This is a genomic window from Mesorhizobium sp. B1-1-7 (assembly GCF_006442705.1).
In the GTDB taxonomy this organism is placed as follows: Bacteria; Pseudomonadota; Alphaproteobacteria; order Rhizobiales; family Rhizobiaceae; genus Mesorhizobium; species Mesorhizobium opportunistum.
This window is the reverse complement of sequence record NZ_VFWQ01000001.1, coordinates 402,669-428,319: the sequence shown is the minus strand read 5'-3', so window position 1 is coordinate 428,319 and position 25,651 is coordinate 402,669. Positions and strand designations below refer to the sequence as shown.

32 protein-coding genes and 1 tRNA gene are annotated in these 25,651 nt (G+C 62.8%); 21 read left to right on the top strand and 12 right to left on the bottom strand.

Features of this window, described 5'->3' with window-relative positions; all coding sequences use genetic code 11:
- Window positions 1–40: 40 nt before the first annotated feature.
- The 3 genes from gor to rpiA all read right to left on the bottom strand — a co-directional run bounded on the left by gor (window position 41) and on the right by rpiA (window position 2,890).
- Entirely contained in the window at window positions 41–1,429 is a 1,389-nt protein-coding gene (gor, locus tag FJ978_RS02205; RefSeq protein ID WP_140569767.1) for a glutathione-disulfide reductase, read from the bottom strand.
- Between the two features lie 128 nt (window positions 1,430–1,557).
- Window positions 1,558–2,172 (bottom strand): DUF2059 domain-containing protein, encoded by a 615-nt coding sequence (locus FJ978_RS02200; protein ID WP_013895577.1) that lies wholly within the window; start codon window positions 2,170–2,172, stop codon window positions 1,558–1,560.
- A complete protein-coding gene (gene rpiA / locus FJ978_RS02195; RefSeq protein ID WP_140569765.1) occupies window positions 2,159–2,890 on the bottom strand; it encodes a ribose-5-phosphate isomerase RpiA in 732 nt (243 codons plus the stop codon). Before rpiA ends, FJ978_RS02200 begins: the two co-directional genes overlap by 14 nt.
- Before the next feature lie 171 nt (window positions 2,891–3,061).
- Here rpiA and FJ978_RS02190 point away from each other — a divergent pair, with 171 nt between their 5' ends.
- The 4 genes from FJ978_RS02190 (at window position 3,062) to FJ978_RS02175 (ending at window position 5,040) form a co-directional block, all read left to right on the top strand.
- Window positions 3,062–3,745 carry a phosphoglycolate phosphatase gene (locus FJ978_RS02190; RefSeq protein WP_140569763.1) on the top strand — a complete coding sequence of 228 codons (684 nt, stop codon included), beginning with the start codon at window positions 3,062–3,064 and terminating at the stop codon, window positions 3,743–3,745.
- A 140-nt stretch (window positions 3,746–3,885) separates the two neighbouring features.
- A tRNA-Val gene (locus FJ978_RS02185) sits at window positions 3,886–3,960 on the top strand.
- A 153-nt stretch (window positions 3,961–4,113) separates the two neighbouring features.
- Window positions 4,114–4,371, top strand: coding sequence for a PepSY domain-containing protein (locus tag FJ978_RS02180; RefSeq protein ID WP_140569762.1), 258 nt, complete (start codon window positions 4,114–4,116; stop codon window positions 4,369–4,371).
- A 186-nt stretch (window positions 4,372–4,557) separates the two neighbouring features.
- On the top strand, window positions 4,558–5,040 hold the full coding sequence (locus FJ978_RS02175) for a hypothetical protein (protein ID WP_181176671.1): 483 nt from the start codon (window positions 4,558–4,560) through the stop codon (window positions 5,038–5,040).
- Between the two features lie 6 nt (window positions 5,041–5,046).
- Here FJ978_RS02175 and FJ978_RS02170 read toward each other — a convergent pair whose 3' ends face one another.
- Together FJ978_RS02170 and FJ978_RS02165 are read right to left on the bottom strand one after the other, a co-directional pair.
- A complete protein-coding gene (locus FJ978_RS02170) occupies window positions 5,047–6,936 on the bottom strand; it encodes a murein L,D-transpeptidase (protein WP_140569759.1) in 1,890 nt (629 codons plus the stop codon).
- Between the two features lie 208 nt (window positions 6,937–7,144).
- Window positions 7,145–7,921, bottom strand: coding sequence for a 3-oxoacyl-ACP reductase family protein (locus tag FJ978_RS02165; protein ID WP_210241430.1), 777 nt, complete (start codon window positions 7,919–7,921; stop codon window positions 7,145–7,147).
- A 99-nt stretch (window positions 7,922–8,020) separates the two neighbouring features.
- Here FJ978_RS02165 and FJ978_RS02160 point away from each other — a divergent pair, with 99 nt between their 5' ends.
- Together FJ978_RS02160 and FJ978_RS02155 are read left to right on the top strand one after the other, a co-directional pair.
- The gene (locus tag FJ978_RS02160) at window positions 8,021–8,635 is read left to right on the top strand and encodes a TetR/AcrR family transcriptional regulator (protein WP_140569757.1); all 615 of its coding nucleotides are present in this window, start codon (window positions 8,021–8,023) and stop codon (window positions 8,633–8,635) included.
- A gap of 64 nt (window positions 8,636–8,699) precedes the next feature.
- Window positions 8,700–9,095, top strand: coding sequence for a rhodanese-like domain-containing protein (locus FJ978_RS02155; RefSeq protein WP_140569755.1), 396 nt, complete (start codon window positions 8,700–8,702; stop codon window positions 9,093–9,095).
- A 12-nt stretch (window positions 9,096–9,107) separates the two neighbouring features.
- Here the strand turns inward: FJ978_RS02155 and FJ978_RS02150 are convergent, their stop codons facing one another.
- Complete coding sequence (locus FJ978_RS02150; RefSeq protein WP_140569752.1) at window positions 9,108–10,013, bottom strand: alpha/beta fold hydrolase; 906 nt, start codon at window positions 10,011–10,013, stop codon at window positions 9,108–9,110.
- A 47-nt stretch (window positions 10,014–10,060) separates the two neighbouring features.
- On the opposite strand from FJ978_RS02150, the gene FJ978_RS02145 reads away from it, so the two are divergent.
- Entirely contained in the window at window positions 10,061–10,513 is a 453-nt protein-coding gene (locus FJ978_RS02145; protein ID WP_023767685.1) for a MarR family transcriptional regulator, read from the top strand.
- 54 nt (window positions 10,514–10,567) lie between these two features.
- On the opposite strand, the gene FJ978_RS02140 is transcribed toward FJ978_RS02145, so the two are convergent.
- Window positions 10,568–11,179 (bottom strand): pyridoxamine 5'-phosphate oxidase family protein, encoded by a 612-nt coding sequence (locus FJ978_RS02140; RefSeq protein WP_140569750.1) that lies wholly within the window; start codon window positions 11,177–11,179, stop codon window positions 10,568–10,570.
- A 74-nt stretch (window positions 11,180–11,253) separates the two neighbouring features.
- Window positions 11,254–11,607, bottom strand: a complete 354-nt coding sequence (locus FJ978_RS02135; protein WP_023777322.1) for a DUF971 domain-containing protein — start codon at window positions 11,605–11,607, stop codon at window positions 11,254–11,256.
- 199 nt (window positions 11,608–11,806) lie between these two features.
- On the opposite strand from FJ978_RS02135, the gene moaA reads away from it, so the two are divergent.
- From moaA to FJ978_RS02070, 13 genes are all read left to right on the top strand, one after another.
- The gene (gene moaA, locus FJ978_RS02130; protein WP_140569748.1) at window positions 11,807–12,802 is read left to right on the top strand and encodes a GTP 3',8-cyclase MoaA; all 996 of its coding nucleotides are present in this window, start codon (window positions 11,807–11,809) and stop codon (window positions 12,800–12,802) included.
- Window positions 12,803–12,858: 56 nt separating this feature from the next.
- On the top strand, window positions 12,859–13,332 hold the full coding sequence (locus tag FJ978_RS02125; RefSeq protein WP_140569747.1) for a hypothetical protein: 474 nt from the start codon (window positions 12,859–12,861) through the stop codon (window positions 13,330–13,332).
- A gap of 117 nt (window positions 13,333–13,449) precedes the next feature.
- Complete coding sequence (locus FJ978_RS02120; RefSeq protein ID WP_013895561.1) at window positions 13,450–13,809, top strand: hypothetical protein; 360 nt, start codon at window positions 13,450–13,452, stop codon at window positions 13,807–13,809.
- 180 nt (window positions 13,810–13,989) lie between these two features.
- Window positions 13,990–14,910, top strand: a complete 921-nt coding sequence (locus tag FJ978_RS02115) for a DMT family transporter (RefSeq protein ID WP_140569745.1) — start codon at window positions 13,990–13,992, stop codon at window positions 14,908–14,910.
- A 90-nt stretch (window positions 14,911–15,000) separates the two neighbouring features.
- Entirely contained in the window at window positions 15,001–15,627 is a 627-nt protein-coding gene (gene mobA, locus FJ978_RS02110; RefSeq protein WP_140569744.1) for a molybdenum cofactor guanylyltransferase MobA, read from the top strand.
- Window positions 15,624–16,127, top strand: a complete 504-nt coding sequence (gene mobB / locus FJ978_RS02105; RefSeq protein WP_140569742.1) for a molybdopterin-guanine dinucleotide biosynthesis protein B — start codon at window positions 15,624–15,626, stop codon at window positions 16,125–16,127. The genes mobA and mobB overlap by 4 nt, the downstream gene beginning before the upstream one ends.
- Before the next feature lie 159 nt (window positions 16,128–16,286).
- Window positions 16,287–17,072 carry an ABC transporter substrate-binding protein gene (locus tag FJ978_RS02100; protein WP_023777327.1) on the top strand — a complete coding sequence of 262 codons (786 nt, stop codon included), beginning with the start codon at window positions 16,287–16,289 and terminating at the stop codon, window positions 17,070–17,072.
- 79 nt (window positions 17,073–17,151) lie between these two features.
- Window positions 17,152–17,871: an ABC transporter permease gene (locus tag FJ978_RS02095; protein WP_140569740.1), complete on the top strand. Its 720-nt coding sequence runs from the start codon at window positions 17,152–17,154 to the stop codon at window positions 17,869–17,871.
- Window positions 17,868–18,689 carry an ABC transporter permease gene (locus FJ978_RS02090; protein ID WP_023777328.1) on the top strand — a complete coding sequence of 274 codons (822 nt, stop codon included), beginning with the start codon at window positions 17,868–17,870 and terminating at the stop codon, window positions 18,687–18,689. Before FJ978_RS02095 ends, FJ978_RS02090 begins: the two co-directional genes overlap by 4 nt.
- A 111-nt stretch (window positions 18,690–18,800) precedes the next feature.
- Entirely contained in the window at window positions 18,801–19,670 is an 870-nt protein-coding gene (locus FJ978_RS02085; RefSeq protein WP_140569739.1) for an NAD(P)-dependent oxidoreductase, read from the top strand.
- 5 nt (window positions 19,671–19,675) lie between these two features.
- On the top strand, window positions 19,676–20,380 hold the full coding sequence (locus tag FJ978_RS02080; protein WP_140569737.1) for a DNA alkylation repair protein: 705 nt from the start codon (window positions 19,676–19,678) through the stop codon (window positions 20,378–20,380).
- A complete protein-coding gene (locus FJ978_RS02075) occupies window positions 20,340–20,918 on the top strand; it encodes a GNAT family N-acetyltransferase (protein ID WP_140569735.1) in 579 nt (192 codons plus the stop codon). The genes FJ978_RS02080 and FJ978_RS02075 overlap by 41 nt, the downstream gene beginning before the upstream one ends.
- A 46-nt stretch (window positions 20,919–20,964) precedes the next feature.
- Entirely contained in the window at window positions 20,965–21,534 is a 570-nt protein-coding gene (locus tag FJ978_RS02070) for a DUF3299 domain-containing protein (protein ID WP_140569734.1), read from the top strand.
- A gap of 14 nt (window positions 21,535–21,548) precedes the next feature.
- On the opposite strand, the gene FJ978_RS02065 is transcribed toward FJ978_RS02070, so the two are convergent.
- The 4 genes from FJ978_RS02065 to FJ978_RS02050 all read right to left on the bottom strand — a co-directional run bounded on the left by FJ978_RS02065 (window position 21,549) and on the right by FJ978_RS02050 (window position 24,030).
- Window positions 21,549–22,040 (bottom strand): Lrp/AsnC family transcriptional regulator, encoded by a 492-nt coding sequence (locus FJ978_RS02065; protein ID WP_006205209.1) that lies wholly within the window; start codon window positions 22,038–22,040, stop codon window positions 21,549–21,551.
- Between the two features lie 108 nt (window positions 22,041–22,148).
- Complete coding sequence (locus tag FJ978_RS02060; RefSeq protein ID WP_140569732.1) at window positions 22,149–22,823, bottom strand: uracil-DNA glycosylase family protein; 675 nt, start codon at window positions 22,821–22,823, stop codon at window positions 22,149–22,151.
- Window positions 22,763–23,374: a glutathione S-transferase gene (locus FJ978_RS02055; RefSeq protein ID WP_140569731.1), complete on the bottom strand. Its 612-nt coding sequence runs from the start codon at window positions 23,372–23,374 to the stop codon at window positions 22,763–22,765. The genes FJ978_RS02060 and FJ978_RS02055 overlap by 61 nt, the downstream gene beginning before the upstream one ends.
- Window positions 23,375–23,406: 32 nt before the next feature.
- Window positions 23,407–24,030 carry a thermonuclease family protein gene (locus tag FJ978_RS02050; protein ID WP_013895548.1) on the bottom strand — a complete coding sequence of 208 codons (624 nt, stop codon included), beginning with the start codon at window positions 24,028–24,030 and terminating at the stop codon, window positions 23,407–23,409.
- 75 nt (window positions 24,031–24,105) lie between these two features.
- Between FJ978_RS02050 and FJ978_RS02045 the strand changes: the two genes are divergently transcribed.
- Window positions 24,106–25,626, top strand: coding sequence for a HAMP domain-containing sensor histidine kinase (locus FJ978_RS02045; RefSeq protein ID WP_140569729.1), 1,521 nt, complete (start codon window positions 24,106–24,108; stop codon window positions 25,624–25,626).
- Window positions 25,627–25,651 lie beyond the last annotated feature (25 nt).

Below are 25,651 nucleotides of genomic sequence, written 5' to 3'. Positions count from 1 at the left end.
AGCTCCCTTACCGCAAGCGCCAGGCGGCGGACGAAGCGTGTCAGACGCGCTCGCCGTCCTTCACACGGTACGTCGGCTTGTACATGGTGACGAGCTCTTCCGCCGCGGTCGGGTGCACGGCCATCGTGCGGTCGAAATCGTCCTTGGTCAGTCCGGCCTTCAGCGGAATGCCGAGCAGCTGCGCCATTTCGCCGGCATCCGGCCCCAATATGTGGGCGCCAAGCACTTTTCGCGAAGCGCCATCGACCACCAGCTTGATGAGCATTTTCTCGTCGCGGCCCGACAGCGTATGCCGCATCGGCCGGAAGCTGGCGCGGTAGATCTCGATATCGGCAAAACGCTTGACGGCTTCATCCTCCGACAGGCCCACGGTGCCGATTTCCGGCTGTGAAAAGACGGCGGTCGCGATCGTGTCGTGGTCGGGTGCGCTCGGGTTGTCCTTGAATGCCGTCTCTACGAAGCACATCGCTTCGTGGATCGCCACCGGCGTCAGCTGCACGCGATTGGTGACGTCGCCGATCGCCCAGATGTTGTCGATGTTGGTGCGGGAATAATCGTCGACCTTGATCGCGCCGACAGGGGTCATCTCGATGCCGATGCCTTCAAGGCCCATGTTCTCGGTGTTGGGGATACGCCCGATGGCCAGCATCACCTGGTCGACCGTCAGCGTCTTGCCGCTGGTGAGCAGGGCGTCGAGCCGGCCGTCCGGACGCTTGCGCACCCACTCGGTCACCGAATGCAAGAGTATCTTGATCCCCTTCTTCTCCATGGTCTCGTGCAGCGTGCGGCGCAGATCCATGTCGAAGCGGCTGAGGATCTCCTTGCCGCGATAGACCAGCGTGGTGTCGACGCCGAGACCGTGGAAGATGTTGGCGAACTCGACGGCGATATAGCCGCCGCCTTCGATCATGATCGCCTTCGGCAGCTCCTTGAGGTCGAACGCCTCATTGGAAAAGATGCAGTGCTCATGGCCGGGCAGCGCCGGATGCGCCGCCGGACGGCCGCCGGTGGCGATCAGGATCTGGTCGGCGGTGACGGTGCGGTCTTCGCCCAGAAGATGGACCACGTGCGGGTCGACGATCACCGCCCGCGAGTGAAAGGTCTCGCCGCCCGAGCCCTCGACATTCTTCTTGTAGATCGCCTCCAGCCGGCTGATCTCGCGATCCTTGTTGGCGACCAGCATTTGCCAGTCGAAAGTGGCTTCCGGCACGGTCCAGCCATAGCCGGCCGCGTCGGCAAAATGCTCCGGAAATTGCGAGGCATAGACATAGAGCTTCTTTGGCACGCAGCCCCTGATGACGCAGGTGCCGCCGAACCGGTACTCCTCCGCGATGCCGACGCGCTTGCCGAGCGACGCGGCGACGCGTGCCGCCCTCACCCCGCCGGAACCGCCGCCGATGACGAACAGATCGTAATCATAACCGGCCATGACGCGGCTCCTTGAACTTCAGGAAATGAGCTTCGGAAATCCCGTCACAGGTAGGCTGCAAATCGTCAAAAGAAAAGCCCGGACAAGCCGGGCTTCGCAAATGGCCGCAAGGCCGTTTGGGATGCTGATCAGTTCGCCGAGTTGTCCGCGGGGGCCGAACCATCGGCAGGCGCCGCGCCATCGGCCGGGGCTGCTCCGTCCGCGGGAGCGGCAGCATCGGCGGGGGCCGCCGGCGCCTTCGCCTTGGCCGCCGCGGCCAGCGTTTCGCCGACCTGCTGTGCGAGATCGCGGGCAACGCCGTTTTGCCAGATGTCGGCCGCCTTGACCAAATCACGCGTCACTGTCGGGCCGCTGTCGAGCAGCTTCTTGCCGGCCTCGGAGGTATAGAAGGCCGCGATGTCGTTGAGATCTTTTTCGGAAAACACCTTCGCGTAGGCAAGGGCTGCTTCCTTCTCGAGATCCGCGCGGCGCGAGGCCATGGCCAGCGCCTTCTCGTTGATCGTCTTGCCGATCAGCTCTTGCATGTCCGGGTTCTTCTGGATGAGCTGCGATTCGAGCGCGGCCGCCGCTTGCGGCAGGATGTTGTCGAACGGGTCGGTCGCATGGATCGCCGCGACCGCCGCCCGGGCAGCCTTCAGGTGCGATTCCGTGACATCCTGTGAAAACGCCGGCGAGGAGAAGGCGATGACGGCCGAAGCCGCCAGAACGGCGCAAAGGCTGCGAACCCGGTTATGCAACATCATGGTCGGTAGAACTCCCTGGTTTTCGGGCGGCATGGACGGTTTGGATACCGTCGCCGCCGGCGATGATGGCCGCTGACGCCAGCCCGATGAAAAGACCATGCTCGACCACGCCCGGAATGGCGTGGAGAGCATTCGAAAGCGCTCTTGTATCCGGAATGCGGCCAAAAGATGCATCGAGGATAAAATGGCCGCCGTCTGTAACAAAAGCCTGGCCTCCCGTCATCCTCAATGTAATCGGACCGGAAAGACCGAGCTTTTCAGCCGCTGCCGCGACCGCGATCTCGGTGGCGCGCAGGCCGAACTGGTTGACTTCGATCGGCAGCGGAAACCGGCCGAGCGTCTCGACCATCTTCGACCGGTCGGCAATGACGATCATGCGCTGCGAGGCCGCGGCGACGATCTTTTCGCGCAACAGCGCACCCCCGCCGCCCTTGATCAAGGTCAGCGCCGGATCGACCTCGTCGGCGCCGTCGACCGTGAGATCGAGTTCCGGCGTTTCCTCCAGCGTTGACAGAGGCACGCCAAGTTCGCGGCACAGCGCGGCCGTGCGTTCCGAAGTCGGCACGCCGATGACGGTCATGCCGGTCGCGACCCTGTCGGCAAGCAGCCGCACGAACTCTTCCGCCGTGGTGCCGGTGCCGATACCGAGCCGCATGCCATCCGTGACATGGGCAAGCGCCGCCCGCGCGGCCTCGACCTTCAACTGTCTTGCATCCATGCCGCTTATTGCCCAGAAATCTCGGTGTTTTGGGCTCGTAGCATTTTTGCCGCCGGGGTCAAAGCTTTTGACCGTGATCAAAGCCTTTGGCAGCCTGTCCACCCGTCTGCTTGCCTTGACGCGCGGCAGCCGCTATCGCCTGCCGATGCACAAACCTGCGCAGGATGGATCATGAGTCGCCCGATCATCGTGTTCGACCTCGACGGAACGCTGATTGATACGGCGCCGGACCTGCTCGACAGCCTCAACCACAGCCTGGCGGCAAGCGAGCTCGCGGCCGTCGACGAGGCTGGCTTCAGGCGCTTCGTCGGCCATGGCGGCCGCGTGATGATCGAGCGGGCGCACGCCGCCCAGCAGCGATCGCTCGACGTCGCCGAGCACGACCGGCTGCTGAAGCTGTTCCTCGATCACTACACCGACAACATTCCCGGCAAATCCCGCCCCTACCCCGGTGTCGTCGAGGCGATCGCGCGTTTCGAGAAGGCAGGCTACCTGCTGGCCATCTGCACCAACAAATACGAGGCCAACTCGCTGGCGCTGATCGAAGCGCTCGGCCTGACCAGGCATTTCGCGGCCATCGCCGGCCAGGACACGTTCGCGTTCCGCAAGCCCGATCCGCGCCACTTGACCGAAACCATCAAGCTCGCCGGCGGCGATCCGCACCGCGCCCTGATGGTCGGCGATTCGCAAACCGACATCGACACCGCCAAGGCCGCCGGCATTCCGGTCGTCGCCGTCGATTTCGGCTACACCGACCGCCATGTGTGCGAGTTCGAGCCCTCGGCCGTGATCTCGCATTTCGACGCGCTGACGCTCGATCTGGCGCAGCGCCTGATCGCCGCCGCAGGACACTGACGGAAAAGCGGTCGGCGCCACGCTGGCGACAGGTTCCGAATGGCGGCAAATCCGATCCGTATCAGAACGCCGGACACCGCCTTGACTTCCCCAGCCTGCCTCCCTTATATCGCGGCTCGCTTGGCCTTCGGGCAACGAGCGGGCGATTAGCTCAGCGGGAGAGCACACCCTTCACACGGGTGGGGTCGCAGGTTCAATCCCTGCATCGCCCACCATTCTTTCCCAGACGTTTTTGGTCTTATCTTTTTGGCGTTGGCAACGGTTCGGCGAGTTTCAGCCTGCGCAACGTGGCCGGCCCCCTATTTTACCCTTCTGGAACAAACCAACCCACCAGCGAGTTTCCCTGCGTTGAACCTTGAGGGAAACCCATGTCCAGATTTCTCGTGGCCACCAGCGTCGCCGTCCTTCTCGCTACCACGCCGGCCTTTGCCGCGGATGACACGCCGTTGCCGCCGCCCAATGCCAAGAAGCTGTCGGATATCCTCGCCAAGGTCGAGCAGCGCGACGGCTTCCGCTATGTGAAGGAAGTCGACTGGGATGATGGCGCCTACACCGTCACCTACTACACCGCGGACAAGGCGAAGGTCGAAATCACCTATGACCCGGTGACCGCCGAGCCTAAATAAGGCTCCTCGCAAGCACCTGTCGTTCGGCTGATCGTGCGCCGGCGGTTGTCGGCGCACTCAGCGGCGCAGCATTTGTGCGGCGGCGCCTGAGCAGCCTGCAACGCTTGGCCGTTATGACACGGCTTTTCGGCTCCCCTTGCGTTGGCTCGTCTTTGATGGCTGACTGCATCGGCGCCGCATTGGGGAATGGGCATGGCGACGGCGAAGCACATATTGAAGCGCATCCTGATGATGCTTGCCGGTTATCTGGTCGCCGTGCTGGTCGGCCTGGTCGCCGTGGCGGCGATTTACGGCGCGCTCAGTTCCCTGCCCGACGCGCCCCAGTATTTCGACATCATGGGCGTCACCCCGATCGCGGCCCTGGTGGTGCCGCCGCTCGGCATGTTCGTCTATTTCCTGACGATCGTGGTGACCGGCCTGCAGACGCTCATCTTCGCGCTGATTGCCGAGTTCTTCTCGCTGCGAAACTTCCTGCTGCACATGTTCTTCGGCGCCGCCGCCGCTGCCGGCTGTTTCTTCCTGATCTGGCCAGGCACAACGGAGGACATGGATCCCGAACGCTGGGCCGACATCGGCATCATCGCCGCCGCCGGCCTGTTCGCCGGACTTGTCTATTGGCTGATCGCCGGCCGCGAGGCCGGCTTCAGGCGGCCCCTGACGGCGGGTTGACTATTATCAGCTCGATGGCGAGCGCACCGCTTCGGTCGCGTCCATGGCCTGCTTCAGCCGCGAATCGCGATCGTAGACGTCGCCGAAATACTCGACCTTGCCGGACATGTCGGGCCAGGCGGTGAAATAGGCGACGTAGACGGGAATCTTGCGCGTCACATCCTGGGTCGAATGTCCGTGCTTCAACTTCTCGGCGATGTAGTCGACCGAGGTGTCGAGCACGGCCGCCGCCATGCCGCGCGGATCCTGCAGCCGCACGCAGCCATGGCTGAGCGCGCGCATATCCTGCTTGAAGAACGATTTCTGCGGCGTGTCGTGCATGTAGATCGCATGCTTGTTGGGGAACAGGATTTTCAGCTCGCCCAACGCGTTGGCCTCGCTCGGCTGCTGGCGCACACTGTAGGGAATGTTGGCGCCATAGCCGCCCCAGTTGACCGCCGACGACGGGATGCGCTTGCCGCGCGAATCGGTCACCTCATAGCCGGCACGGTCGAGATAGCCGGGATCGTTGCGCAGCCGGGGCAGCATTTCATTGACGATGATCGACTGCGGCACGCCCCAATAGGGGTGAAAATCGACCTGCTTGATCTGGTCGTAGAAGAAAGCGGTCTGGTTGGTGGTCCGGCCGATCACGGCGCGCGTCTTCAGCTTTTCCTGGCCGTCGTCGATATAGCTGGCGGTGAATGCCGGCTGGTTGATGAAAACACGCGGACTGCCGAGATCGGAAGGCAGCCAGCGCAGTTCTTCCAGCGCCACTTGCACCTTGAGCAGCCTGTCGGCCTTCGACGTCCCGGCCAGCAAGGCGACCGTGCGCGGTCCGATCACGCCGTCACCCTTCATGCCTTCCTTCTGCTGCACCGCCTTGATCAGCGGTATCAGCTCGGGAACGTAGACTTCGCTCGTCGCCAGCCGCGACAGCACCTCGCCATAGGCGCCGCCCATCTCGTCATCGAGATTGCGCGCGATCAGCGTCAGCAGTTTTGGCAGTTCCGGGCTGGTGTCGCCCGGCTTCAGTAGCAGCTTGGGATCGACGACGATCTCGTTTTCGGCGCTCGCCTGCAAGGATTCCAGCTCGACGCGCAACGCCTGGTATTCGGGGTTCTGCGGATGGCGCGATTCGAGATAGGTGCGCACTTCCTGCGTATGCGCCAAGGTTTTCAGCACGCCCACGAGGTCGAGCGGCTTGGCCGGGAAATCATAATAGCCGGTCATGCGATTGGGTTCGATCCGGCCGCTTTGGGCGTCATGGGCGTAGCGCAGCACACGTGCCGACAGCGCCATCTCGAAGCGTACGAGTTCCTTCAGCCGTGCCGCCTCGTCGGCCGTCGACGCGCTGGCTGCGGGCACCTCGACCGTATAGTCGGCGGGCGTCAGGCCATAGCTCGCGGCCTCCCCCAGCACCCGCACCGCATCCTGCGCACGGCTGTTCGGGGTGGTTCCGCCCACCCAGATGAAATCAGGGTTGGCCGAGTAGTAGGCGATCAGCGCCTTGGCAATGTCCGGCTCGGCGTAGAGCTCATAGTCGGAAAGCCCAGCAATGGCCTCGTGGAAAGCAGCGACCGTGGCCGATGGCACAAAAGCGGCGTCTTGCGGCGTCGCCGGCTGCGGCGCGGCCGCCAATGCCGAGAAGTCGACGCGCACCAGCCTGTCGGCCTTGTACGTATAGTAGGAGGGACTGCTGATCTTCACGCCGCCGCCACCACCAGCCGAGACTTTAGGCTTGGATTTGTTCTTTGGCGGTGGAGGCGGAAAATCGCCCTTTGGCTCATGCCTGATGCCGCCGCCGAACAGCATGTCGAAGAGCCCTTGAGCGCCTGCCTGAGGCGTGCCGAAAGCAAGTGTCGCCGTAATCGCCATCAGCGACACTGCGGCTGCTTTTTTACCGAGGAATTTCATGGATCACCCGCTCCGGCCGCAACCGGTTCCCGTTCCGCACGTTAACCGTCCCGCTCACCGCATGGCGGATGTAAGGCGCGACTATACCGATTCATACCGATTTCGTTAAGCTTTCATAAATTTCCGAAAGCCTGTTGCAGAACAGTTTCACAACATCGTGACGGCTGGAGCGAGGGTGTTTTCGCTCCAGCCCGGCAACGCCCTGGAATCAGGCGTTGGCGCCTCCGTCGATGGTCAGCGCGGCGCCGGTGACGAAACGTCCCTCCGGACCGGCGAGCCAGGCCACCATGCCGGCGATGTCATCGGCCTTGCCGAAGCGCGGCGTCGCCATCTTCCGGCGCTGATGTTCGGCATGCGGTCCATCCGCCGGGTTCATGTCGGTATCGGTCGAGCCGGGATGGACGACGTTGGCGGTGATGCCGCGCGGGCCGAGGTCGCGCGCCAGCGCCTTGGTCAGGCCGACCAGCGCCGCCTTGCTGGCGGAATATGCTCCAAGGCTGGTGTCGGTGACGCGTTCGGCGAGATTGCTGCCGATCGAGATGATCCTGCCGCCCTCGCCCATGTGTCGCGCAGCCGCCTTCGAGGCGATGAACGGAGCCCTGAGATTGACCGACATGGTTTCATCGAAATCGGCGAGCGAAAGCGTGTCGATGGGCGCCGCTCGCCAGATGCCGGCGCTATTGACCAGGATATCGAGCCGGCCGAACGCGGCCACGGCATCGTCGACCGCCCGGTCTATCGCCACGGCGTCCTTGTTGTCGGCCTTGATGGCGATCGCGCGGCCGCCTTCGGCCTCTATCTCGGCGACGACAGAGCGGGCTTGCTCCTCGCCATGCACATAGGTCAGCGCGACGTTGGCGCCATCGGCCGCGAGCCTTCGTGCGATCGCCGCGCCGATGCCGCGGCTGCCGCCGGTGACGAGTGCCGACTTGCCGTGCAACCTGGGGCCATTCAACCTGGGGTCGTTCAATCTGGTGGAAGGCATTGGTTTCTCCATTTATGTAGTGATTGATACATAAATATCTGGCAGCCTTGTCCGATCGCGTCAACAGATTTATGTATCGATCAACACAGAAAGATCGACATGTCGGAAAGAGGCCGCCCTCGCACCTTCGATCGAACCGCAGCGCTGCGGCGGGCGATGGAGCTGTTTTGGGTCAAGGGCTACGAGGGTACTTCGATTGCCGAACTGACCACGGCGATGGGAATCAACTCGCCCAGCCTCTATGCCGCCTTCGGCAGCAAGGAAGCACTGTTCCTCGAAGCGACCGAATATTACACGCAAGCCGAAGGCACCGAGATCTGGGCCGCCTTGGACAAGGCGCCGACGGCATGCCAGGCGATCGAGAACTTCCTGCGGCAGACGGCAAAAGCCTATTCGCAGACCGATCGTCCGCAAGGCTGCCTGATCACGCTCGGTGCGCTGCATCAGGATTCGACCAGCAGCGCCATCTGCGCCGATTTGCGCCGCCGCCGCGCTGAGAACCAGGTGGCCCTGCAAGAGCGGCTCGAGCGTGGAGTCGCCGATGGCGAATTGCCGGCGGGGTTCGACTGTCGCGCCGCCGCGATTTTTTTCGCAACGGTGCAGCACGGCATGTCGATCCAGGCACGCGACGGTGCTTCGTGCGCCGCGCTGATGGCGACGGTCGCCGGGGCGATGGCCGCCTGGCGGACAATGGCCGGCGCCGACAAGACGTGACAAACGCCAGCCATTGTGCTGGAAATCCAAACAGCAGCCAGATGCGCGATCGGGAGGAAAGCCTGTGAAGAAAGGTTATCGCGAACTGCTGGATGAGGCGAATGCCGAGATCGAAGTGGTTTCGCCGGAGGAAGCCGCCGCACTGCTCGAGGACGAAGGCACCATCTTCGTCGACCTGCGCGATCCGCGCGAGATCGAACGCGACGGCAGGATTCCCGGCGCCAAGCATGTCACCCGTGGCATGCTGGAGTTCTGGATCGATCCCGAAAGCCCCTATCACAAGCCGTTCTTTGCCTCGGAAAAGAGCTTCGTCTTCTTCTGTGCCGGCGGCTGGCGTTCGGCGCTGGCCACCAAGACGGCGCAGGACATGGGGCTTTCGCCGGTCAAGCACATCCTTGGCGGCTACACCGCCTGGAAGGCGGCCGGTTTGCCGGTCGAGCCCGGCGACAAGAAGAAATAATCTCGACGTCGCTCAATGCAGCAGCGACGGCTCGCGGGCCACGAAGGCGACGGCGCGTTCGACCACGCCCTTGTCGGCGAGAATGCGCCGGTGGCCGAGCCCGTCGGCCCAATGCAGCCGCACGTGATCCCCGGCACCGGCATAGCGCCTGGCATGATCGGCCGGCACCTCGCGGTCGTCAGGCGCGTGGATGACAAGCGTCGGCACCGGCGCCTGGGCGAGCTGGCGGTCGCCGGTGAATTCGTGCAGCGGCCGGCCGGAAAGGTGTTGGACACGGTCCGCCATCGCGACCTGTGAGCGCGGCCCGACATTGAGCATGCGGCTGAAGTCGGCGAAGATCGCCGGCAGCGAGCTTGGCGCCGCGATCAGCACCAGACGTCCGGCCGCCAGTGGCGGGATGTTCTTGACCGAACCGGCGATGGCGTTGGCCGCGACGGCGCCGCCAAAGGAATGGCCGATAGCTGCCGCGAACGGACCGAACCATTCGCCGGCAACGCGCACCGCTTCAACGGCGTTGACCATGTTCAGGTGCCTGCCCTGCGACTGGCCATGCCCCGGCAGGTCAAGCGAAACGACCCTGTAGCCGGCCGCGCGATAGCCTTCGATCAAGGCGCGCATATATTCAGTGCGCGAACGCCAACCATGAACGACAAGCACCGTGCCGGCGGCCGCCTTGCCCGGCTCCGGCCGGAATTCGTGCACCATGACGCAGCCGGTCGCGGTCTTCAGCCGATGATGGCGCGCTTCGGTCATGAACTCGGCGGCGCGGCCGATGGCGCGGCGCTCGCCGTCGGTCAGCGCCTTGGCGCTCGGCGTGCGGCAGAACAGTTCGAACGCCGCGCGCCCGGTGATGCGTGGCGCGATATGTTCGGCCGCACCAAACACACCTCGGATGACCTTCAGCCCGAATGATGCCATAGTGAGAATCCATCCATACGTTCAAGCATGAACATAATAGTTCAAAGATGAACAATAGACAAGAGCTACCCTGGGACAACCCGCGTTTTCGCAACTGGGTCGCGGTGGCGCGCGCCTGCCATGTGCTGGAGCGCACGCTGGCGGTGAAACTCGCACCGCTCGATCTCAAGCCGGCGCAGCTCGACGTGCTGATGAACCTCTACCGCCACCCCGGCATGTCGCAGCACGACCTTGCCCGCAAGCTGCTCGTCGGCCGCTCCAACATCACCATGCTGCTGCCGCAGCTGGAGGCACGCGGCCTGCTGCGCCGCGAGAGCGACGAGAAGGACAGGCGCATCCTACGGCTCGCTCTGACCGAAGCCGGCGAGGCACTGCTGATGCAGGCGCTGAAAGTGCACATGGCGCTGATCGAAAAGGCGATGAGCCAGTCGACGCCGGAACAGTGCGACATGATCGGCGACCAGATGCGCAAGATTTACGAGGTGCTGAAGGAAGCTTAGTACCCAAGGTATGCCGAGATTCAGGTCAGCCTCACCTGAATATCGGTGCTCCGGCTACCACATCGTTTTCTTCGCCCGCTCCGGCCAGTCCTTGTCATAGGCCTCGCCGTCGATGTTCTTGCGGCTGGTGATTTCCAGGATCTGTCCGGGCGTCGGCAGCGACTTCGGATCGACATGCCTGGCCGGGTTCCACAGGTCCGACCGCACGATGGCACGGGCGCACTGGAAATAGACCGAATCGACATCGATGACGGTCACCGAGCGCGCCGGCTTGCCGTCGACGGTGAACGACGCGCAAAGCGCAGCGTCCGTGGTGATATGGGCCCGGCCGTTGATGCGCAGCGTCGTACCGGAACCCGGCACCAGGAACAGCAGCCCGACACGCGGATCCCTGATGATGTTCTTCAGCGAATCGGCGCGGTTGTTGCCACGCCGGTCCGGCATCATCACCGTTCGCGGATCGACGATCCTGACGAAGCCGGCGAGATCGCCGCGCGGCGAACAGTCGAGCCCCTCCGGGCCGCTGGTCGCCAGGGCGACGAAGGGCGAGGCCTCGATGAAGGCGGCATATTCGGGGATGAGATGGTCGAGTTCCTTGACCAACGAGGCTTCGCCCGGAATTCCATAGAGCGCCTCGAGCTGCTCGACCGTGGTGATGATGGGCATCGTTTTCGCCTCCGAACCTTTGCCGGCGCTACTCCAGATATGTGACGTCCTGACGACGCCGGCATGCCGGGGAATCAGCGATCCCGGCTCAAGCCCTTCTCCGCCAATTCCGCGAGATAGGCATTCCAGCGCTCGTCCTTCTCGTGTCCGAGCGTGTGCAGGTAGTTCCAGGTGAAGATACCGGTGTCGTGGAAATCGTCGAAGGTGATGCGCACGGCATAATTGCCGATCGGCTCGATCTTCAGGATCGCCACATTGCGCTTGCCGGGAACCGTCACCCGCTGTTCGGGCGAATGGCCCTGCACCTCCGCCGAAGGCGACGCCACGCGCAAGAGCTCCGCCGGCAGCTCGAAAGGCTGGTGACCGGGAAACGTCACGGTGAGCTGCTTGCGGTCCTTGGAGACCCTGAGTTCTTTTGGCGCGGTCATTCTGTTCGATCCGGTGTCATCCACCCTTCCCTACGCTGCTTCGCCAGGGCGGAAAAGGCCGTTTGAGATGAGCCGACATGCAATGTCGGCCTCGAGATGTTACCAAGGATCAACACCTTCTATCTTGAATGGCTAGCCGCTTCGTATCACATAGCGGTATATAACGATGCCACTCACGGCTACGGGAAGCGCTTGAAGCATGGACATGATCGACCCCTTTGGTCGCACGATCAGCTATCTCAGAGTGTCGGTCACCGACCGCTGCGATTTCCGTTGCACCTATTGCATGGCCGAGGACATGGCCTTCCTGCCCAAGAAGGACCTGCTGTCGCTGGAAGAACTCGACCGGCTCTGCACGGTCTTCATCGAAAAGGGTGTCAGAAGGCTGCGCCTCACCGGCGGTGAACCGCTGGTGCGCAAGAACATCATGCATCTGGTGCGCCAGCTGTCGCGGCATCTCGAAAGCGGCGCCCTGGAAGAATTGACGCTGACGACCAACGGCTCGCAGCTTGCGCGCTTTGCCGCCGAACTCGCCGATTGCGGCGTTAAGCGCATCAATGTTTCGCTCGATACGCTCGACGCCGACAAGTTCCACAAGATCACCCGCTGGGGCCATCTCGACAAGGTCATGGCCGGCATAGACGCCGCGCAGGCGGCCGGACTGAAGATCAAGCTCAACGCGGTGGCGCTGAAGGATTTCAACGACGCCGAACTGCCCGAGATGATGCGCTGGGCGCATGGCCGCGGCATGGACCTGACGGTCATCGAAACCATGCCTATGGGCGAGATCGACGCCGACCGCACAGACCAGTACCTGCCGCTGTCGCTGCTGCGGGCCTCGCTGGAGCGCCAGTTCACGCTGACCGACATCCCCTTCAAGACCGGCGGCCCGGCGCGTTACGTTCATGTCGCCGAGACGGGTGGAAAACTTGGCTTCATCACACCGATGACGCACAATTTCTGCGAGAGCTGCAATCGCGTCCGGCTGACCTGCACCGGCACGCTCTATATGTGCCTCGGCCAGGAAGATGCCGCCGATCTGCGCGCGCCCTTGCGTGCGTCCGAAGGCAATGAGTTACTCGCCGACGCTATCGACGAAGCCATCGGCCGCAAGCCCAAAGGTCATGATTTCATCATCGACCGCCGAACCAGCCGCCCATCGGTGTCCCGGCATATGAGCGTCACCGGCGGCTGACCTTCCCACGGATTTGTGCAAGGATTGCCTCGTGGCCATCGGACTACGGGCAAGGCATGCGGCGGTTCTTTTCGATCGTGACGTCTTTCGCGACGATTTCGGCAAGCGCCGCGATCGCCGCGCCTTTCACCTATATGAACGAGCGTTTCGGCACGGTCTGCACCTTCCCGGATGAGATCTTCAACGATCGCCAGCCTGAGCCGGACAATGGCGACGGACAGGTATGGCTGAGCGCGGACGGCGCCAGCCTGACCTGCTCCGGCATCGCCAACATCGACGACGAAACCCCGAAAGGGTTTCTCGCCGAAGAGAAGGCGAGCAAGGAGCCAGGCTACAAGATCACCTACAGCAAGACCGGCAAGGACTGGGCGGTGTTGTCGGGGCTCAAGAACGACAAGATCTTCTACGAGCGGCGTTTGTTCGGAAAGGATGGCGTCATCCGCACGGTGTGGATCGATTACCCGCCGGCGGTAAGATCGAAATACGACCCGCTGGTCGGCGCGATCGCCGGCAGTCTCAAGGGGCCATGAGCATTCTCCAGCACATCCCAGAAAAAGTCTGATCCGCAAACGGTTGTCGGATTTACCGCCAGCGCGTTCCGGCCTAGCTTTCCCCGCGGCGGAATCGTCGCTCACAGGGGGTACATCATGCGCAAACTCATTCTTTCTCTCGCATTGCTCGGCCTTGCGGCCGTGCCCGCGGCAGCCCAGTCGATCGGCGGCACCTACACCGTTGCCGGCACCAATTTCGACGGGTCGCCCTATGGCGGCGAGGCCACCATCACGCTGACCAGCGGAACCACCTGCACGATCCATTGGGAGACGGGCGGCTCTTCTTCCGACGGTATCTGCATGCGCAACGACAATGCCTTTTCGGCCGGCTATGTCATGGACAAGGACATCGGCCTCGTCGTCTACAAGGTTCAGGATGATGGCTCGCTGCATGGCCTGTGGACGATCGCCGGCAAGGAAGGCAACGGCACCGAGATCCTGACGCCGAAGAAATAGCCACCACCTCGGCGGCACGGCTTGTCGGGATGCGAATTCGCTTTCCGGCAAGATACGCGACGAATCAGGACATGATCTCCATCGGGACGATGGACGACCCGGCCCTGGTACAGCCCTTTGCCGTTGCTGTTTCGCGGCGGGCTGTTACAGGCTTGCTTGCCAAAGCAACCGGTAGATATCTTGCCTCTTTCTCCAAATCTTCGCGGCGCGTTGTTCATGATAGTGGCGATGGTTGGCTTCACGCTCAACGACGCCATCACCAAATACTCGTCGCAATCGATGAACATGGCGCAGGTCATGCTGATCAGGGGAGCGTTCGCCTCGCTCTTCGTCGGCCTGCTGGCCTGGCAGCGTGGCGCGCTTTTGCAGCCGCGCCTGATGCTGCAGCCTTTGGTGGCAATCCGCGTCCTGGCCGAAGCCGGCGCCACGGTGTCATTCCTGGTGGCCCTGGCCCATCTGCCGATCGGCAGTGTCTCGGCCGTTCTGCAGGCGCTGCCGCTGGCGGTGACGATGGGTGCGGCGCTGTTTTTCGGCGAAGCGGTCGGCTGGCGGCGCTGGCTGGCGATAGCCGCCGGTTTCGCCGGCGTTATGATCATCGTGCGACCGGGCTTTGACGGTTTCAGCCTGTATTCCCTTTGGGCGCTGGCCAGCGTTGCCTGCTGCACCGTGCGCGATCTCGCCACCAGGCGCATCCCTCGGGCCATCCCGACCATGCTCGTCTCGACCGCCACCGCCCTTGCGATGACCGTCGTCGGCGCGGCGTTGCTGGCGCCGATGGGCGGCTGGACGCCAGTGAGCGGCAAAAGCACGGCGCTGCTGGCGCTGGCGGCGGTGCTGGTGCTCGTCGGCTATCAGTTCATCATCATGGCGATGCGCTCGGGCGAAATCTCCTTCGTCGCGCCATTCCGCTACACCGCGCTGCTTTGGTCCATACTGCTCGGCTTGATCGTCTTCGGCGATTTTCCGGACGCGCCGATGATCGTCGGCGCAACAACAGTCGTCGGCTCGGGTCTCTATACGCTCTATCGCGAACGGGTGGTCGGCCGGCGAAGGATCGTCGCCGAAAGCACCGGGCCGGCCATGGCGCCAGATGGCATCTAGGAAGATGGGATCTAGCCAGATGGGATCCAGGAAGACGGGATCCAGGAAGTTGCTTGCGATTTCCGGCGGCAGGCCTACAGGCTGAGCGTCATGAAGCGAGACGTCGCGGGGATCATCCTGGCCGGGGGCCAGTCGAGGCGAATGGGCGGCGGCGACAAGAGCCTGTTGCCGCTCAACGGCGGCTGCGTGCTCGACCAGGTGCTGTCGCGCCTTGGCCCGCAGATCGAGACCCTGGCGCTGAGCGCCAATGGCGATCCGGAACGCTTTTCCCGTTTCGGTTTGCCCGTGCTTGCCGACACGGTCGAGGGCTTTGCCGGACCGTTGGCCGGCATCCTGACCGGCCTCGAATGGGCCGTTGCCGGCACGCACTGCAAGGCGATCGTCACCGCGGCCGGCGATACGCCTTTCCTGCCGCTTGACCTCGTCGACCGCTTGGCGGCGGCGGTAAGCGAGCATCCAGGGGCAATTGCCGTCGCCGCTTCGGCCGGCCGGCGGCATCCGACCTTCGCGCTGTGGCCGGTCGGATGCCGTGATGCGCTGCGGCACTTTCTGGTCGATGAGGACAACCGGCGGGTTTCAGCCTTCATCGAGCGACATGGTCATGTCGAGGTGGAATTCCCGGTCCTGCAATCCGCCGGGCTCGACCCTTTCTTCAACATCAACGTGCCCGACGACCTTGCCCAGGCCGCGCACCTGTTGCACAGCATGACGCCATGAACATCTTCGGCATCACCGGCTGGAAGAACTCCGGCAAGACCACACTGACCGAAAAGCTGGTTGCCGAGCTCGTGCGGCGCGGCTGGAAGGTATCGACGGTCAAACATGCCCATCATGATTTCGACATCGACAAGCCGGGCACCGACAGCTTCCGCCATCGGCAGGCCGGCGCCACCGAGGTTGCGATCGTGTCCGGCAATCGCTGGGCGCTGATGCACGAGTTGCGTGGCGAGGACGAACCGCCGCTGGATGGTATCCTCTCGCGGCTCGCCCCGTGCGACATCGTGCTGGTCGAAGGCTACAAGCGCGAATCCCACCGCAAGATCGAAACCAGGCGGCTGGAAGCAAAGGACCGGACGCCGCTTTCGGCGGACGATCCCAATATTGTCGCCGTCGCCGCGGATTTCGCCATCGCGGACAAGAGCCTGCCGGCATTCGACCTCGACGACGTAGAATCGATAGCCGACTTCATCGAGCGCACGACCGGCCTCGTTGCTTGAGAACTAACGTAACGGCAGAACGCCGTTGCCGATTTTGGTGGTTTTGCAGTTGCTTTTTTCTTGGAAAGAGTGGGAGTATCGCCCTCAGCGGGCGGTCAAAAGCACCGCCCCACAGAGCCGTTTCGGAACGACGGCCGGGACCGTAAAGAGAGGACTATCATGCGTATTGCACTGCGTATCGCGCTCGCCGCTTCGGCCGCGCTGCTGACGCTCGGCGTAGCCCAGGCCCAGGAGAAAACCCTGAGGATCGGCACCGAGGGCGCCTACCCTCCGTTCAACAACCTGACCTCTGACGGCAAGCTCGTCGGCTTCGACATCGACATCGCCCAGGCGCTTTGCGACCAGATGAAGGTCAAGTGCACCTTCGTCGCTCAGGATTGGGACGGCATCATCCCGGCGCTTCAGGCCGGCAAGTTCGACGCCATCGTCGCCTCGATGTCGATCACGCCGGAGCGGAAGGAAAAGGTCGACTTCTCGCACAAATACTACAACACACCCTCGGCGCTCGCCGTGCCGAAAGACTCGACGCTGAAGGGTGTGACCAAGGAAGATCTCGCCGGCAAGACCATCGGTGTCGCCACCACGACCACCCATTTCAATTATGCCTCGAAGACCTACACCGACAGCACCGTGAAGGGCTATCCGAGCAGCCCCGAAGAGCAGGCAGATCTTGCCAATGGTCGTCTCGACGCCATCGAGGACGACATCGTCGTGCTGCAGCAATGGCTGGATTCGCCTGATGGCGCCTGCTGCAAGATCCTCGGCCAGCCGTCGCCGCAACCCGTCGAGATCTTCGGACCGGGCGCAGGCATTGCGGTGCGCAAGGGCGAGACCGACCTGGTCAACAAGCTCAATGAAGCCATCGACGCCATCCGCGCCAATGGAAAATACAAGGAAATCAACGACAAGTACTTCAAGTTCGACGTCTACGGCGCCGAGTCCTGATAGACAGGTTCAAGACGGCGGGGAATTCCCCGCCGTCTTTCTATTCATCTTGGGAACGCCGTGGGGATAATATCCGTCGATGCCAGCCCAGAGCATATGGACACTTCTCAGTTGGGGACCTGATGGCTGGAGTGACGATATTGCGTATGGCATCGTAGTAACGGTTCTGCTTGCGCTGGCGACGCTGCCCATTGGTTTGACGATTGGCTTTTTCATCGCGCTGGGCAAGCAATCCGAAGAGCCCTCGCTGCGCCTCGCCGCCAATATCTACACCACGGTCTTCCGCGGCCTGCCGGAACTGGTGACGCTCTTCCTGTTCTTCTTCGGCGTGCCGATCCTGCTGCAGCACCTCATCCGCTATTTCCGCCCCGACGCGACGATCGACGTCAACAGCTTCGTCGCCGGGATGATCGTGCTCTCGCTGATCTTCTCATCCTACGCCAGCGAGGTTTTCCTTTCGGCCTTTCGTGCCATCCCGAAGGGGCAATATGAGGGTGGCTACGCCATCGGTCTTTCCTACGGGCAGACAATGCGCAAGGTGATCTTGCCGCAGCTGCTGCGCATCGCCTTCCCCGGTCTCGAGAATTGCTGGCTCAGCCTGTTGAAGGACACCTCGCTGGTGTCGGTCGTCGGTCTGGCAGAGACGTTGCGCAACGCCGGTGTGGCCGCTCGCGTGACAAAACATTCGTTCCTGTTTTATGGCGTGGCGGCCTTGGTCTTTCTCGGTCTGGCCATCGTGTCGTCTTTCGCCACCAGCGCCATCTTGCGCTCGCTCGGCAAACGGGAGGCGCAACGATGAGTGCCACGGCCACGATGGTTGAACGGCCGCCGCCGCAGGTGCGCGGCTGGCCACGCAAGCGTATCGTCGGCTATGCGCTGGTTGGCCTGTGGATAGCCTTTGGCCTTGGCATCGTCAGCTACCTCTTCTTTGCCTGGAACGCCGCCTTCTTCGCCAAATATGCGCCGGCCTATCTGCGGGGGCTGGGCGTCACCCTGTCGCTGGTGGCCATCTCGATGGTGCTTGGCGCCGTTCTGTCGGTACCTGTTGCGTATGGGCGTATGTCCAGGAACCGGATCCTGTCCGGCCTTGCCTATTGCTACGTCTACTTTTTCCGGGGCACGCCGCTGCTGGTCCAGACATTCCTGGTCTATTACGGGCTGGGTTCGTTCCGGCCGGAGCTCCAGATGATCGGGCTCTGGGATTTTTTCAAAGATGCCTTCAACTGTGGCGTCTTTGCCTTCTCGCTCAACACTGCCGCGTACCAGGCGGAAATCCTGCGCGGCGCCATCGAGAGCGTGCCGAGGGGCCAGTGGGAAGGAGCTGCTTCGCTTGGCCTGCACAAATTGCAGACGCTGCGCAAGATCGTCCTGCCGCAAGCGCTGATCGTCGCCTTGCGGCCTTACGGCAATGAGCTGATCCTGATGGTCAAGGCGTCGGCGATCGTCGCCATCATCACCGTCTACGACCTGATGGGCAATGCAAAACTCGCCTTCGCCAACTCCTTCGACATCCAGGCCTATATCTGGGTTGCCCTGGTGTATCTCGTGATGGTCGAGTTGTTGCGCCATGGCATCGAATGGATCGAGCGGCGGATCACCATCCACCTGAAACGCTGATCATTTTCGATTCGGCTGTACCAGTCGATCGGACCATGCGCGTCTTGACGAATTGAGCGCAGAGCCTAGAGCTTTCGCAACAATTCCATTTTCAGTCTGAAGGGCAAGCTCATGGCATCTGTGGCATTTCTCGGTCTTGGCGTCATGGGCTATCCCATGGCCGGGCACCTGAAGAACAAGGGCGGCCACGACGTCACCGTCTACAACCGCACCCGCGCGAAAGCCGAACAGTGGGTCGCCAAACATGGCGGCAGCCTTGCCGCGACGGCGGCGCAGGCCGCCGAGGGCAAGGATTTCGTCTTTTCCTGCGTCGGCAATGACGACGATCTGCGCTCGGTGACGACAGGTCCCGAAGGCGCGTTCAAGGCGATGAAGAAAGGTTCGATCTTCATCGACAACACCACGGCCTCGGCGGAAGTCGCGCGCGAACTGGCGGAAGCCGCGCGGTCGAGCGGGTTTTCCTTCCTCGACGCGCCCGTCTCCGGTGGCCAGGCCGGCGCGGAGAACGGCGTGCTGACGGTCATGGTCGGCGGCGACCAGGCCGCCTTCGACAGCGCCAGGCCGATCATCGACGCCTATGCCCGCATGGTTGGACTGATGGGACCGGTGGGCGCCGGCCAGCTCACCAAGATGATCAACCAGATCACCATTGCCGGCCTCGTGCAGGGTTTGGCCGAAGGCATCCATTTCGGCAAGAAGGCCGGGCTCGACATCGAGAAGGTGATCGAGGTGATATCCAAGGGCGCGGCCGGTTCGTGGCAGATGGAAAACCGGCACAAGACGATGAACGCCGGAAAATATGATTTCGGTTTCGCCGTCGACTGGATGCGCAAGGATCTCGGCATCTGCCTGGCGGAGGCCGATCGCAATGGCGCCAGCCTGCCGGTGACCGCGCTTGTCGACCAGTTCTACAAGGACGTGCAGGCGATGGGTGGCAAGCGTTGGGACACGTCCTCGCTGCTGGCACGGCTGGAGAAGTAGGGACGATGTCCCTGCCCGTTCCAGGTTGGACCGCGCAGGACATCGTCACGCATCTGCGCTCGATCGGCACCGAGGAGAACCGCGCCGGCATGGCCCGGTTCGGCATCAACACCGCCACCGCGCTCGGCGTCGGCAACACGGATTTGCGGCCCCTGGCGCGCAAGCTGAAGCGCAACCACGAGCGGTCCCTGGCGCTGTGGAACAGCGGCATTCGCGAAGCGCGGCTGATGGCGGCGTTCACCGGCGAGCCGAAGAGGATCACCATCGAGGATTGCCGCCGCTGGGCCGGCGACTTCGATTCCTGGGAGATCGTCGACACTGTCTCCGACCTGTTCGTCGATACGCCGTTCTGGCGCGAGCTGATCGAGGAGTTCGCCGTCGACGAGCGTGAATTCGTGCGCCGCACGGCCTTCGCCATGCTCGCATGGGCGGCCGTGCATCTGAAAAAGGAGCCGGACGCGACGTTCCTGTCCTACCTGCCCTTGATCGAAGCCCATGCCGGTGATGAGCGCAACTTCGTCAGGAAGGCGGTCAACTGGGCGTTGCGGCAAATCGGCAAGCGCTCGACGGACTTGCATGCCCCTGCCCTTGTCCTGGCGCGGAAACTTGCGGCCGCCACGGACAAGACCGCGCGCTGGATCGGCAAGGACGCCGCGAAGGAACTATCCGATGCCAAGACACTCGAACGCCTCGCCGTCAGAAAAGTTTGACATCGCCAATATCCGTTTCACCGAGGTGACGCGGGCAACGCGCGGCGGCTTCGAGACCTTGTTCGAACAGCCCGGCGCGCCGAAATATTGCTGGTGCATGGCTTGGCGGCACTCCGGCCGCGAACACATCCAGAGCGACGAGAAGAAACGCCTGATGATGGCGCTCATCGATGCCGGCACACCAGTCGGCATCCTCGCCGAGATAGACGGCGAGGCGGTCGGCTGGTGTTCGGTTGCGCCGCGCGAAACCTATCGCAGGCTTTCAAATCGGCAGGATGACAGCGAGACCGGCGTGTGGTCGATCGTCTGCTTTTATGTGCCAAGGGCGCTGCGCGGCGGCGGCTTTGCCGGGGCTTTGCTCGACGCAGCCATTGACCATGCCTTCGCCAAGGGGGCGCGTATCATCGAGGCCTATCCGGTGGAGGATGCGTCGCCGAGTTATCGTTTTATGGGCTTTCGCGATCTATTTGCGGTTCGCGGCTTCCACGAGATCGGCATGGCCGGTTCTCGCCGACATGTGATGCGGTTGGAGCGTTGACGTCATCGGCGGCGGCGTCTTTACTCGCCCGCAAAGGAAGCGGCCGATGAGCAATCTTCTCAAGTCGATCGTAGCGCTCGCGGCCGCACTGTTTGCATCCGCGGCCACTTCCGCCTCGGCCGAAACCTCACATATATTCTGGAAGGATCTCCGCCCGGCGACCCAGGCGGTTGCCGAAGACGCAGGGTTGCCGATGATCGCGGCAAAGCTGCCCGATCACGGCGAGACGCTGTCGCTCGATCTAAGGGACAAGACCATAGAATTGGCCGGCTATGCATTGCCAGTCGATCGCGACGGCGACCTCGTCTATCAGTTTCTGCTGGTGCCGTGGACGGGTGCGTGCAGCCACATGCCGACGCCACCGCCCAACCAGATCGTGCTGGTCACACCAGCCCGTCCATACAAGATCTCGCAAGCCTACCAGCCGGTGGCCGTCACCGGCGCCCTGAGGCCGGACATGGAGAAGAGCCAGCTGTTCATTCTCGACGGCGTCAGCGTCATTCAGTCCGGATATAGCGTGCGCAAGGCGGAGGTGGTCGGCGTCGACACCGTACCGGACACCATCACCTTGCCGGTGAATTCGCCCTGGAGTTTCCTCAACAAAAAGAAGAACTGAGGAGCAACCTTGTCTCAGGCCGCGTTGGCACCCGATTCCTTGTCCAGCACCATGTAGTCGAGCGGGATTTCGGTGGTGTACTTGATCTGCTCCATGGCGAAGGACGACGACACGTCGCGGATCTCGATCTTGGCGATCAGCCGCTTGTAGAATGCGTCATAGGCGGCAATATCGGGCACCACGACGCGCAAGAGATAATCGACGTCACCGCTCATGCGGTAGAATTCGACCACCTCGGGAAATTCCTGGATGACCTCGGAAAACCGCCGCAGCCATTCGTGGCTGTGCGAATTGGTGCGGATCGACACGAAGACGGTGACCCGCACATTGACCTTCTCATGATCGAGAATGGCGACGCGCCGCTTGATGACGCCCTCTTCCTCGAGCTTCTGGATCCGGCGCCAGCAAGGTGTGGTCGACAGACCGACCTTCTTGGCGACATCGGCGACCGCGAGCGTCGCGTCCTCCTGCAGGAGGCGGAGAATTTTTCTGTCGAGGCGGTCCATTGAAGCGCTCCTGGGGAATGGATTGGCTATACTCCCTCTTATTTCGGCCTTTCACAAGAAAGAAATTCTGCCGAACGGCGTAAAAGCGAGTGATTTCTTGCTGAATGCCTAGCCGAGGCGATAGCGGATTTCCGACCGCAGGAAAGGCAGCAAATCCATTTCAAACCACGGATTCTGCTTCAACCAGCCGGTATTGCGCCAGGACGGATGCGGCAGCGGCAAGACTTTTGCACCAACGGAATTCTCCCAGATGGCGCGCCAGTCCCTCACCGTTTCCGTCAGCGAGGGGCGGCGCGCGGCGCCCATGTGCCAGGATTGCGCATAGATGCCGATCGTCAGCACCAGGTCTATCCGCGGCATCAGGGCCATCAAGGGCGCGCGCCAGGCAGGCGCGCATTCGCGCCTCGGCGGCAGGTCGCCGCCCTTGGCGTCCTGTCCCGGAAAGCAGAAGCCCATCGGCACGATGGCGAATTTCTCTGTGTCGTAGAATTCGTCTCTGGTCACGCCGAGCCAGTTGCGCAGGCGGTCGCCCGAGGCATCGGTGAACGGCATGCCTGACAGGTGCACCTTGGTTCCCGGCGCCTGGCTGGCGATGAGGATGCGGGCGCTGGACGATGGCCGCAGCACCGGTCGCGGCTCATGCGGCAGCGGTTTGCCGATGGGGTTTTCGACGCAGATGCGGCAGGCGCGGACCGCTGCCGCGAAGCTGTCGAGTTCCACGCTCAAGCAGCCGCACTCGGCCGGCTGGAGATCGTTTGATGCCAACGCAGCACATTGGTGCATTCCTCCGGCACCTTGATGCGTGCCGGTTTCATGAAGTCGACGGCGATCAGGCCGGTGATATCGGCAATCGAATAATCGTCGCCGGCGGCGAATTCCCGGTTCGCCAACTCACCGTCGAGAAGTTTGAGAAATTCGACAGCCTTCGGCTTGTTGGCCTCGCCCCATTCCGGGATCTGCGGGATTTCCCAGTCCTTCATGGCCGGGTGGATGTGGCGAAAAGCCTGCGTGACGCTGCTGAGCAGGTTGAACTCCATCCGCCTCTGCCACATCTCGACCTGCGCCTTGCCGAGCGCACCGCGTCCGAACAGGGCCGGCTCCGGATGCAACTCCTCGAAATAGCGGCAGATGGCGACGGATTCCGTGATGACGGTGCCGTCATCGAGCTCCAGCACCGGCAGCCTTTGCAAGGGGTTGCGCGAACGTACCGCCTGGCCCTTGTGCTCCAGCGCACCCATGTCGATGGACACCAGCGGCACCGCGATCCCCTTCTCGGCAAGGAAAACACGAACCCGCCGCGGGTTGGGCGCCCGGCCACCGTCGAAGAGCTTCATTCGATCCTCCTTTTCCTCCAGGCAGATGCGCTTCACCAGAAGCGAAAAATCTCCCGAGCGGCGTCGCCAATCGACGCCAGCGTACCGTGTTTTCGTTCGACGACCTCGCCGTGATGGCTGTCGCGCCAGTCCTGCGGCTGATCGAACGTGCCCGCCCAGATACCAGATTTCGCCGCGCGGGCAGTTGCTTCCTCGCTTTCGAAGCCGCCATAGGCGACGGCCCAGCCGGCCTCGACCTGGGCGCGGTTGAGGTCGGTGCCCCCGGCCTTGCAGTCGCCAAGCAACCGGCCATAGCGGTCACGCTGCCAGCCGCTGCAGGTGACGGGCCTGCCAGCGATCAGGCGTACCAGCGACTGGCGCGCGAGCGTGCCACAGGGATAGTCGGCGCCGTTCCTGCGGCAGGTCTGCGTGTACTCTGGGGCGTCGATGCCGCGCATGCGGATGCGTTCGGTGCCGAGCGTGATGGAATCGCCGTCATTGACGATGGCCGTGCCTTGCGTCTTGCGCGTCTCGACCCGGTCGAGGCGCGCCGCGAGCAAGATCAGCAGTCCCAGGATGATGGCAGCCAGGCCGTAGTCCAGCAGCTTGCGCCACAAGCTTCTCGGGCGCGGCGCCGCGTATCGCCGGCGCGGTCTTGGCGACCAGGAACGACTCATATGGCAAACGGTTGGTTAATCATTCGAACGTAGCTTAACACCTTGAAATCGCTGCGCGCATAAATTGAAGTTTCCATGCCTTTGCAACGCTCGAACACAGCGGACAAGTTCATTGTGGACCGCAGGAAACCCCATCGCAACAGCGATGTGGCACGCGCGGTGCGCAAGACGCGCGACCGTCTTTCGCAGCAGGCCGGCAATCTCGATTTCGACCGCGAACTCCTGAAACTGCACGCCCGCGCGATGACAAGCGGCGCCGTGGTCATCCCGCTGCTCGTCCTGGCGATCGCCGCGGCCGGCCGGCTCGCCGGCGTCGGCAATGAGATTGGGCTTTGGGCGCTATTCACGCTCACCTGCTACACGATCGTCGTCTTCATGGCGCGTCGGATCGAGCGCACGGAAGCTTCCGAGCTCAACCCATTGCAAGCGCGCAGGGAATTCCTGGGCGGCCATTTCCTTTGCGGTCTCGGCTGGGCATGGTTCGTCTGGCTGGGCTGCGGCGCCTGTGCGGTCGACCAGTTGCATGTGGTCAAGGCGGTGGTTCTGTTGTTTGCCATGGCGGGGACGGCTATCATGGCCTCGTCCCTTCGCGGGGCACTGTTGGCGACCTTTGCCGTTCCGGTGGCGCTTTATGCCTATGCCGGCGCCAAGCTGTGGATGCCGCTCGAGGCGATCATGGCCGGGCTGCTGGTCTTGTCGTTGCCTTTCTTCGCCTATGTCGCCCGTCACCTCAACGATTCATCCCTCATGATGTTGTCGTTCCGCTCGGAAAAGGACGCGCTGATCGCCGAACTGGAGACAGCGAAATCGATGTCGGACGAGGCGCGGCGGCGGGCCGAGGATGCCAATTTGGCAAAATCGCGTTTCCTCGCTTCGATGAGCCACGAATTGCGCACGCCGCTCAACGCCATTCTCGGCTTTTCCGAGGTGATGGCGAACGAGGTGCTGGGGCCGATGAGCAATCCGACCTATCGCGACTACGCGCATGACGTGCATGATTCCGGCCAGCATCTGCTCGACCTGATCAACGAGATCCTCGACCTCTCGCGCATCGAAGCCGGCCGCTACCAGCTCAATGAAGAGCCGGTGATGTTGCTCAACATCGTCGAGGATTGCTGCCACATGATGGAGCTGAAGGCACGCAACAAGGATATTCGCGTGATCCAGGATTTCGAACAGACATTGCCGCGCCTGTTCGCCGATGAGCGCGCTTTGCGCCAGATCACGCTCAACCTCCTGTCCAACGCCATCAAGTTCACCGCCACCGGCGGCGAGATCCGTGTGCGCGTCGGCTGGACGGCGGGCGGTGGACAATACATTTCGATCAAGGACAATGGCCCCGGCATACCCGAGGACGAGATCCCGGTGGTGCTCTCGGCGTTCGGCCAGGGCTCGATCGCCATCAAGAGCGCCGAACAGGGCACGGGGCTTGGCCTGCCGATCGTGCAAGGCCTGCTCGCCATGCATGGCGGCGAGTTCGAACTTCATTCCAAGCTGCGCGAAGGCACCGAGGCGATCGCCATCTTCCCGCTGAGCCGGGTGATGGAAGAACTGCCGGCTTTGCCGACCGCGGCGGTGGCCGCACGGCGGCGATAGCGGATTTCATCGAAGCGCGGAGCGT

What these genes read in the sequence shown, in the direction of transcription:
- gor (WP_140569767.1), bottom strand. Translation starts at nt 1,429, where the DNA reads ATGGCCGGTTATGATTACGATCTGTTCGTCATCGGCGGCGGTTCCGGC.
- FJ978_RS02200 (WP_013895577.1), bottom strand. Translation starts at nt 2,172, where the DNA reads ATGATGTTGCATAACCGGGTTCGCAGCCTTTGCGCCGTTCTGGCGGCT.
- rpiA (WP_140569765.1), bottom strand. Translation starts at nt 2,890, where the DNA reads ATGGATGCAAGACAGTTGAAGGTCGAGGCCGCGCGGGCGGCGCTTGCC.
- FJ978_RS02190 (WP_140569763.1), top strand. Translation starts at nt 3,062, where the DNA reads ATGAGTCGCCCGATCATCGTGTTCGACCTCGACGGAACGCTGATTGAT.
- FJ978_RS02180 (WP_140569762.1), top strand. Translation starts at nt 4,114, where the DNA reads ATGTCCAGATTTCTCGTGGCCACCAGCGTCGCCGTCCTTCTCGCTACC.
- FJ978_RS02175 (WP_181176671.1), top strand. Translation starts at nt 4,558, where the DNA reads ATGGGCATGGCGACGGCGAAGCACATATTGAAGCGCATCCTGATGATG.
- FJ978_RS02170 (WP_140569759.1), bottom strand. Translation starts at nt 6,936, where the DNA reads ATGAAATTCCTCGGTAAAAAAGCAGCCGCAGTGTCGCTGATGGCGATT.
- FJ978_RS02165 (WP_210241430.1), bottom strand. Translation starts at nt 7,921, where the DNA reads ATGCCTTCCACCAGATTGAACGACCCCAGGTTGAATGGCCCCAGGTTG.
- FJ978_RS02160 (WP_140569757.1), top strand. Translation starts at nt 8,021, where the DNA reads ATGTCGGAAAGAGGCCGCCCTCGCACCTTCGATCGAACCGCAGCGCTG.
- FJ978_RS02150 (WP_140569752.1), bottom strand. Translation starts at nt 10,013, where the DNA reads ATGGCATCATTCGGGCTGAAGGTCATCCGAGGTGTGTTTGGTGCGGCC.
- FJ978_RS02145 (WP_023767685.1), top strand. Translation starts at nt 10,061, where the DNA reads ATGAACAATAGACAAGAGCTACCCTGGGACAACCCGCGTTTTCGCAAC.
- FJ978_RS02140 (WP_140569750.1), bottom strand. Translation starts at nt 11,179, where the DNA reads ATGCCCATCATCACCACGGTCGAGCAGCTCGAGGCGCTCTATGGAATT.
- FJ978_RS02135 (WP_023777322.1), bottom strand. Translation starts at nt 11,607, where the DNA reads ATGACCGCGCCAAAAGAACTCAGGGTCTCCAAGGACCGCAAGCAGCTC.
- moaA (WP_140569748.1), top strand. Translation starts at nt 11,807, where the DNA reads ATGGACATGATCGACCCCTTTGGTCGCACGATCAGCTATCTCAGAGTG.
- FJ978_RS02125 (WP_140569747.1), top strand. Translation starts at nt 12,859, where the DNA reads ATGCGGCGGTTCTTTTCGATCGTGACGTCTTTCGCGACGATTTCGGCA.
- FJ978_RS02120 (WP_013895561.1), top strand. Translation starts at nt 13,450, where the DNA reads ATGCGCAAACTCATTCTTTCTCTCGCATTGCTCGGCCTTGCGGCCGTG.
- mobA (WP_140569744.1), top strand. Translation starts at nt 15,001, where the DNA reads ATGAAGCGAGACGTCGCGGGGATCATCCTGGCCGGGGGCCAGTCGAGG.
- mobB (WP_140569742.1), top strand. Translation starts at nt 15,624, where the DNA reads ATGAACATCTTCGGCATCACCGGCTGGAAGAACTCCGGCAAGACCACA.
- FJ978_RS02100 (WP_023777327.1), top strand. Translation starts at nt 16,287, where the DNA reads ATGCGTATTGCACTGCGTATCGCGCTCGCCGCTTCGGCCGCGCTGCTG.
- FJ978_RS02095 (WP_140569740.1), top strand. Translation starts at nt 17,152, where the DNA reads ATGCCAGCCCAGAGCATATGGACACTTCTCAGTTGGGGACCTGATGGC.
- FJ978_RS02090 (WP_023777328.1), top strand. Translation starts at nt 17,868, where the DNA reads ATGAGTGCCACGGCCACGATGGTTGAACGGCCGCCGCCGCAGGTGCGC.
- FJ978_RS02085 (WP_140569739.1), top strand. Translation starts at nt 18,801, where the DNA reads ATGGCATCTGTGGCATTTCTCGGTCTTGGCGTCATGGGCTATCCCATG.
- FJ978_RS02080 (WP_140569737.1), top strand. Translation starts at nt 19,676, where the DNA reads ATGTCCCTGCCCGTTCCAGGTTGGACCGCGCAGGACATCGTCACGCAT.
- FJ978_RS02075 (WP_140569735.1), top strand. Translation starts at nt 20,340, where the DNA reads ATGCCAAGACACTCGAACGCCTCGCCGTCAGAAAAGTTTGACATCGCC.
- FJ978_RS02070 (WP_140569734.1), top strand. Translation starts at nt 20,965, where the DNA reads ATGAGCAATCTTCTCAAGTCGATCGTAGCGCTCGCGGCCGCACTGTTT.
- FJ978_RS02065 (WP_006205209.1), bottom strand. Translation starts at nt 22,040, where the DNA reads ATGGACCGCCTCGACAGAAAAATTCTCCGCCTCCTGCAGGAGGACGCG.
- FJ978_RS02060 (WP_140569732.1), bottom strand. Translation starts at nt 22,823, where the DNA reads ATGCACCAATGTGCTGCGTTGGCATCAAACGATCTCCAGCCGGCCGAG.
- FJ978_RS02055 (WP_140569731.1), bottom strand. Translation starts at nt 23,374, where the DNA reads ATGAAGCTCTTCGACGGTGGCCGGGCGCCCAACCCGCGGCGGGTTCGT.
- FJ978_RS02050 (WP_013895548.1), bottom strand. Translation starts at nt 24,030, where the DNA reads ATGAGTCGTTCCTGGTCGCCAAGACCGCGCCGGCGATACGCGGCGCCG.
- FJ978_RS02045 (WP_140569729.1), top strand. Translation starts at nt 24,106, where the DNA reads ATGCCTTTGCAACGCTCGAACACAGCGGACAAGTTCATTGTGGACCGC.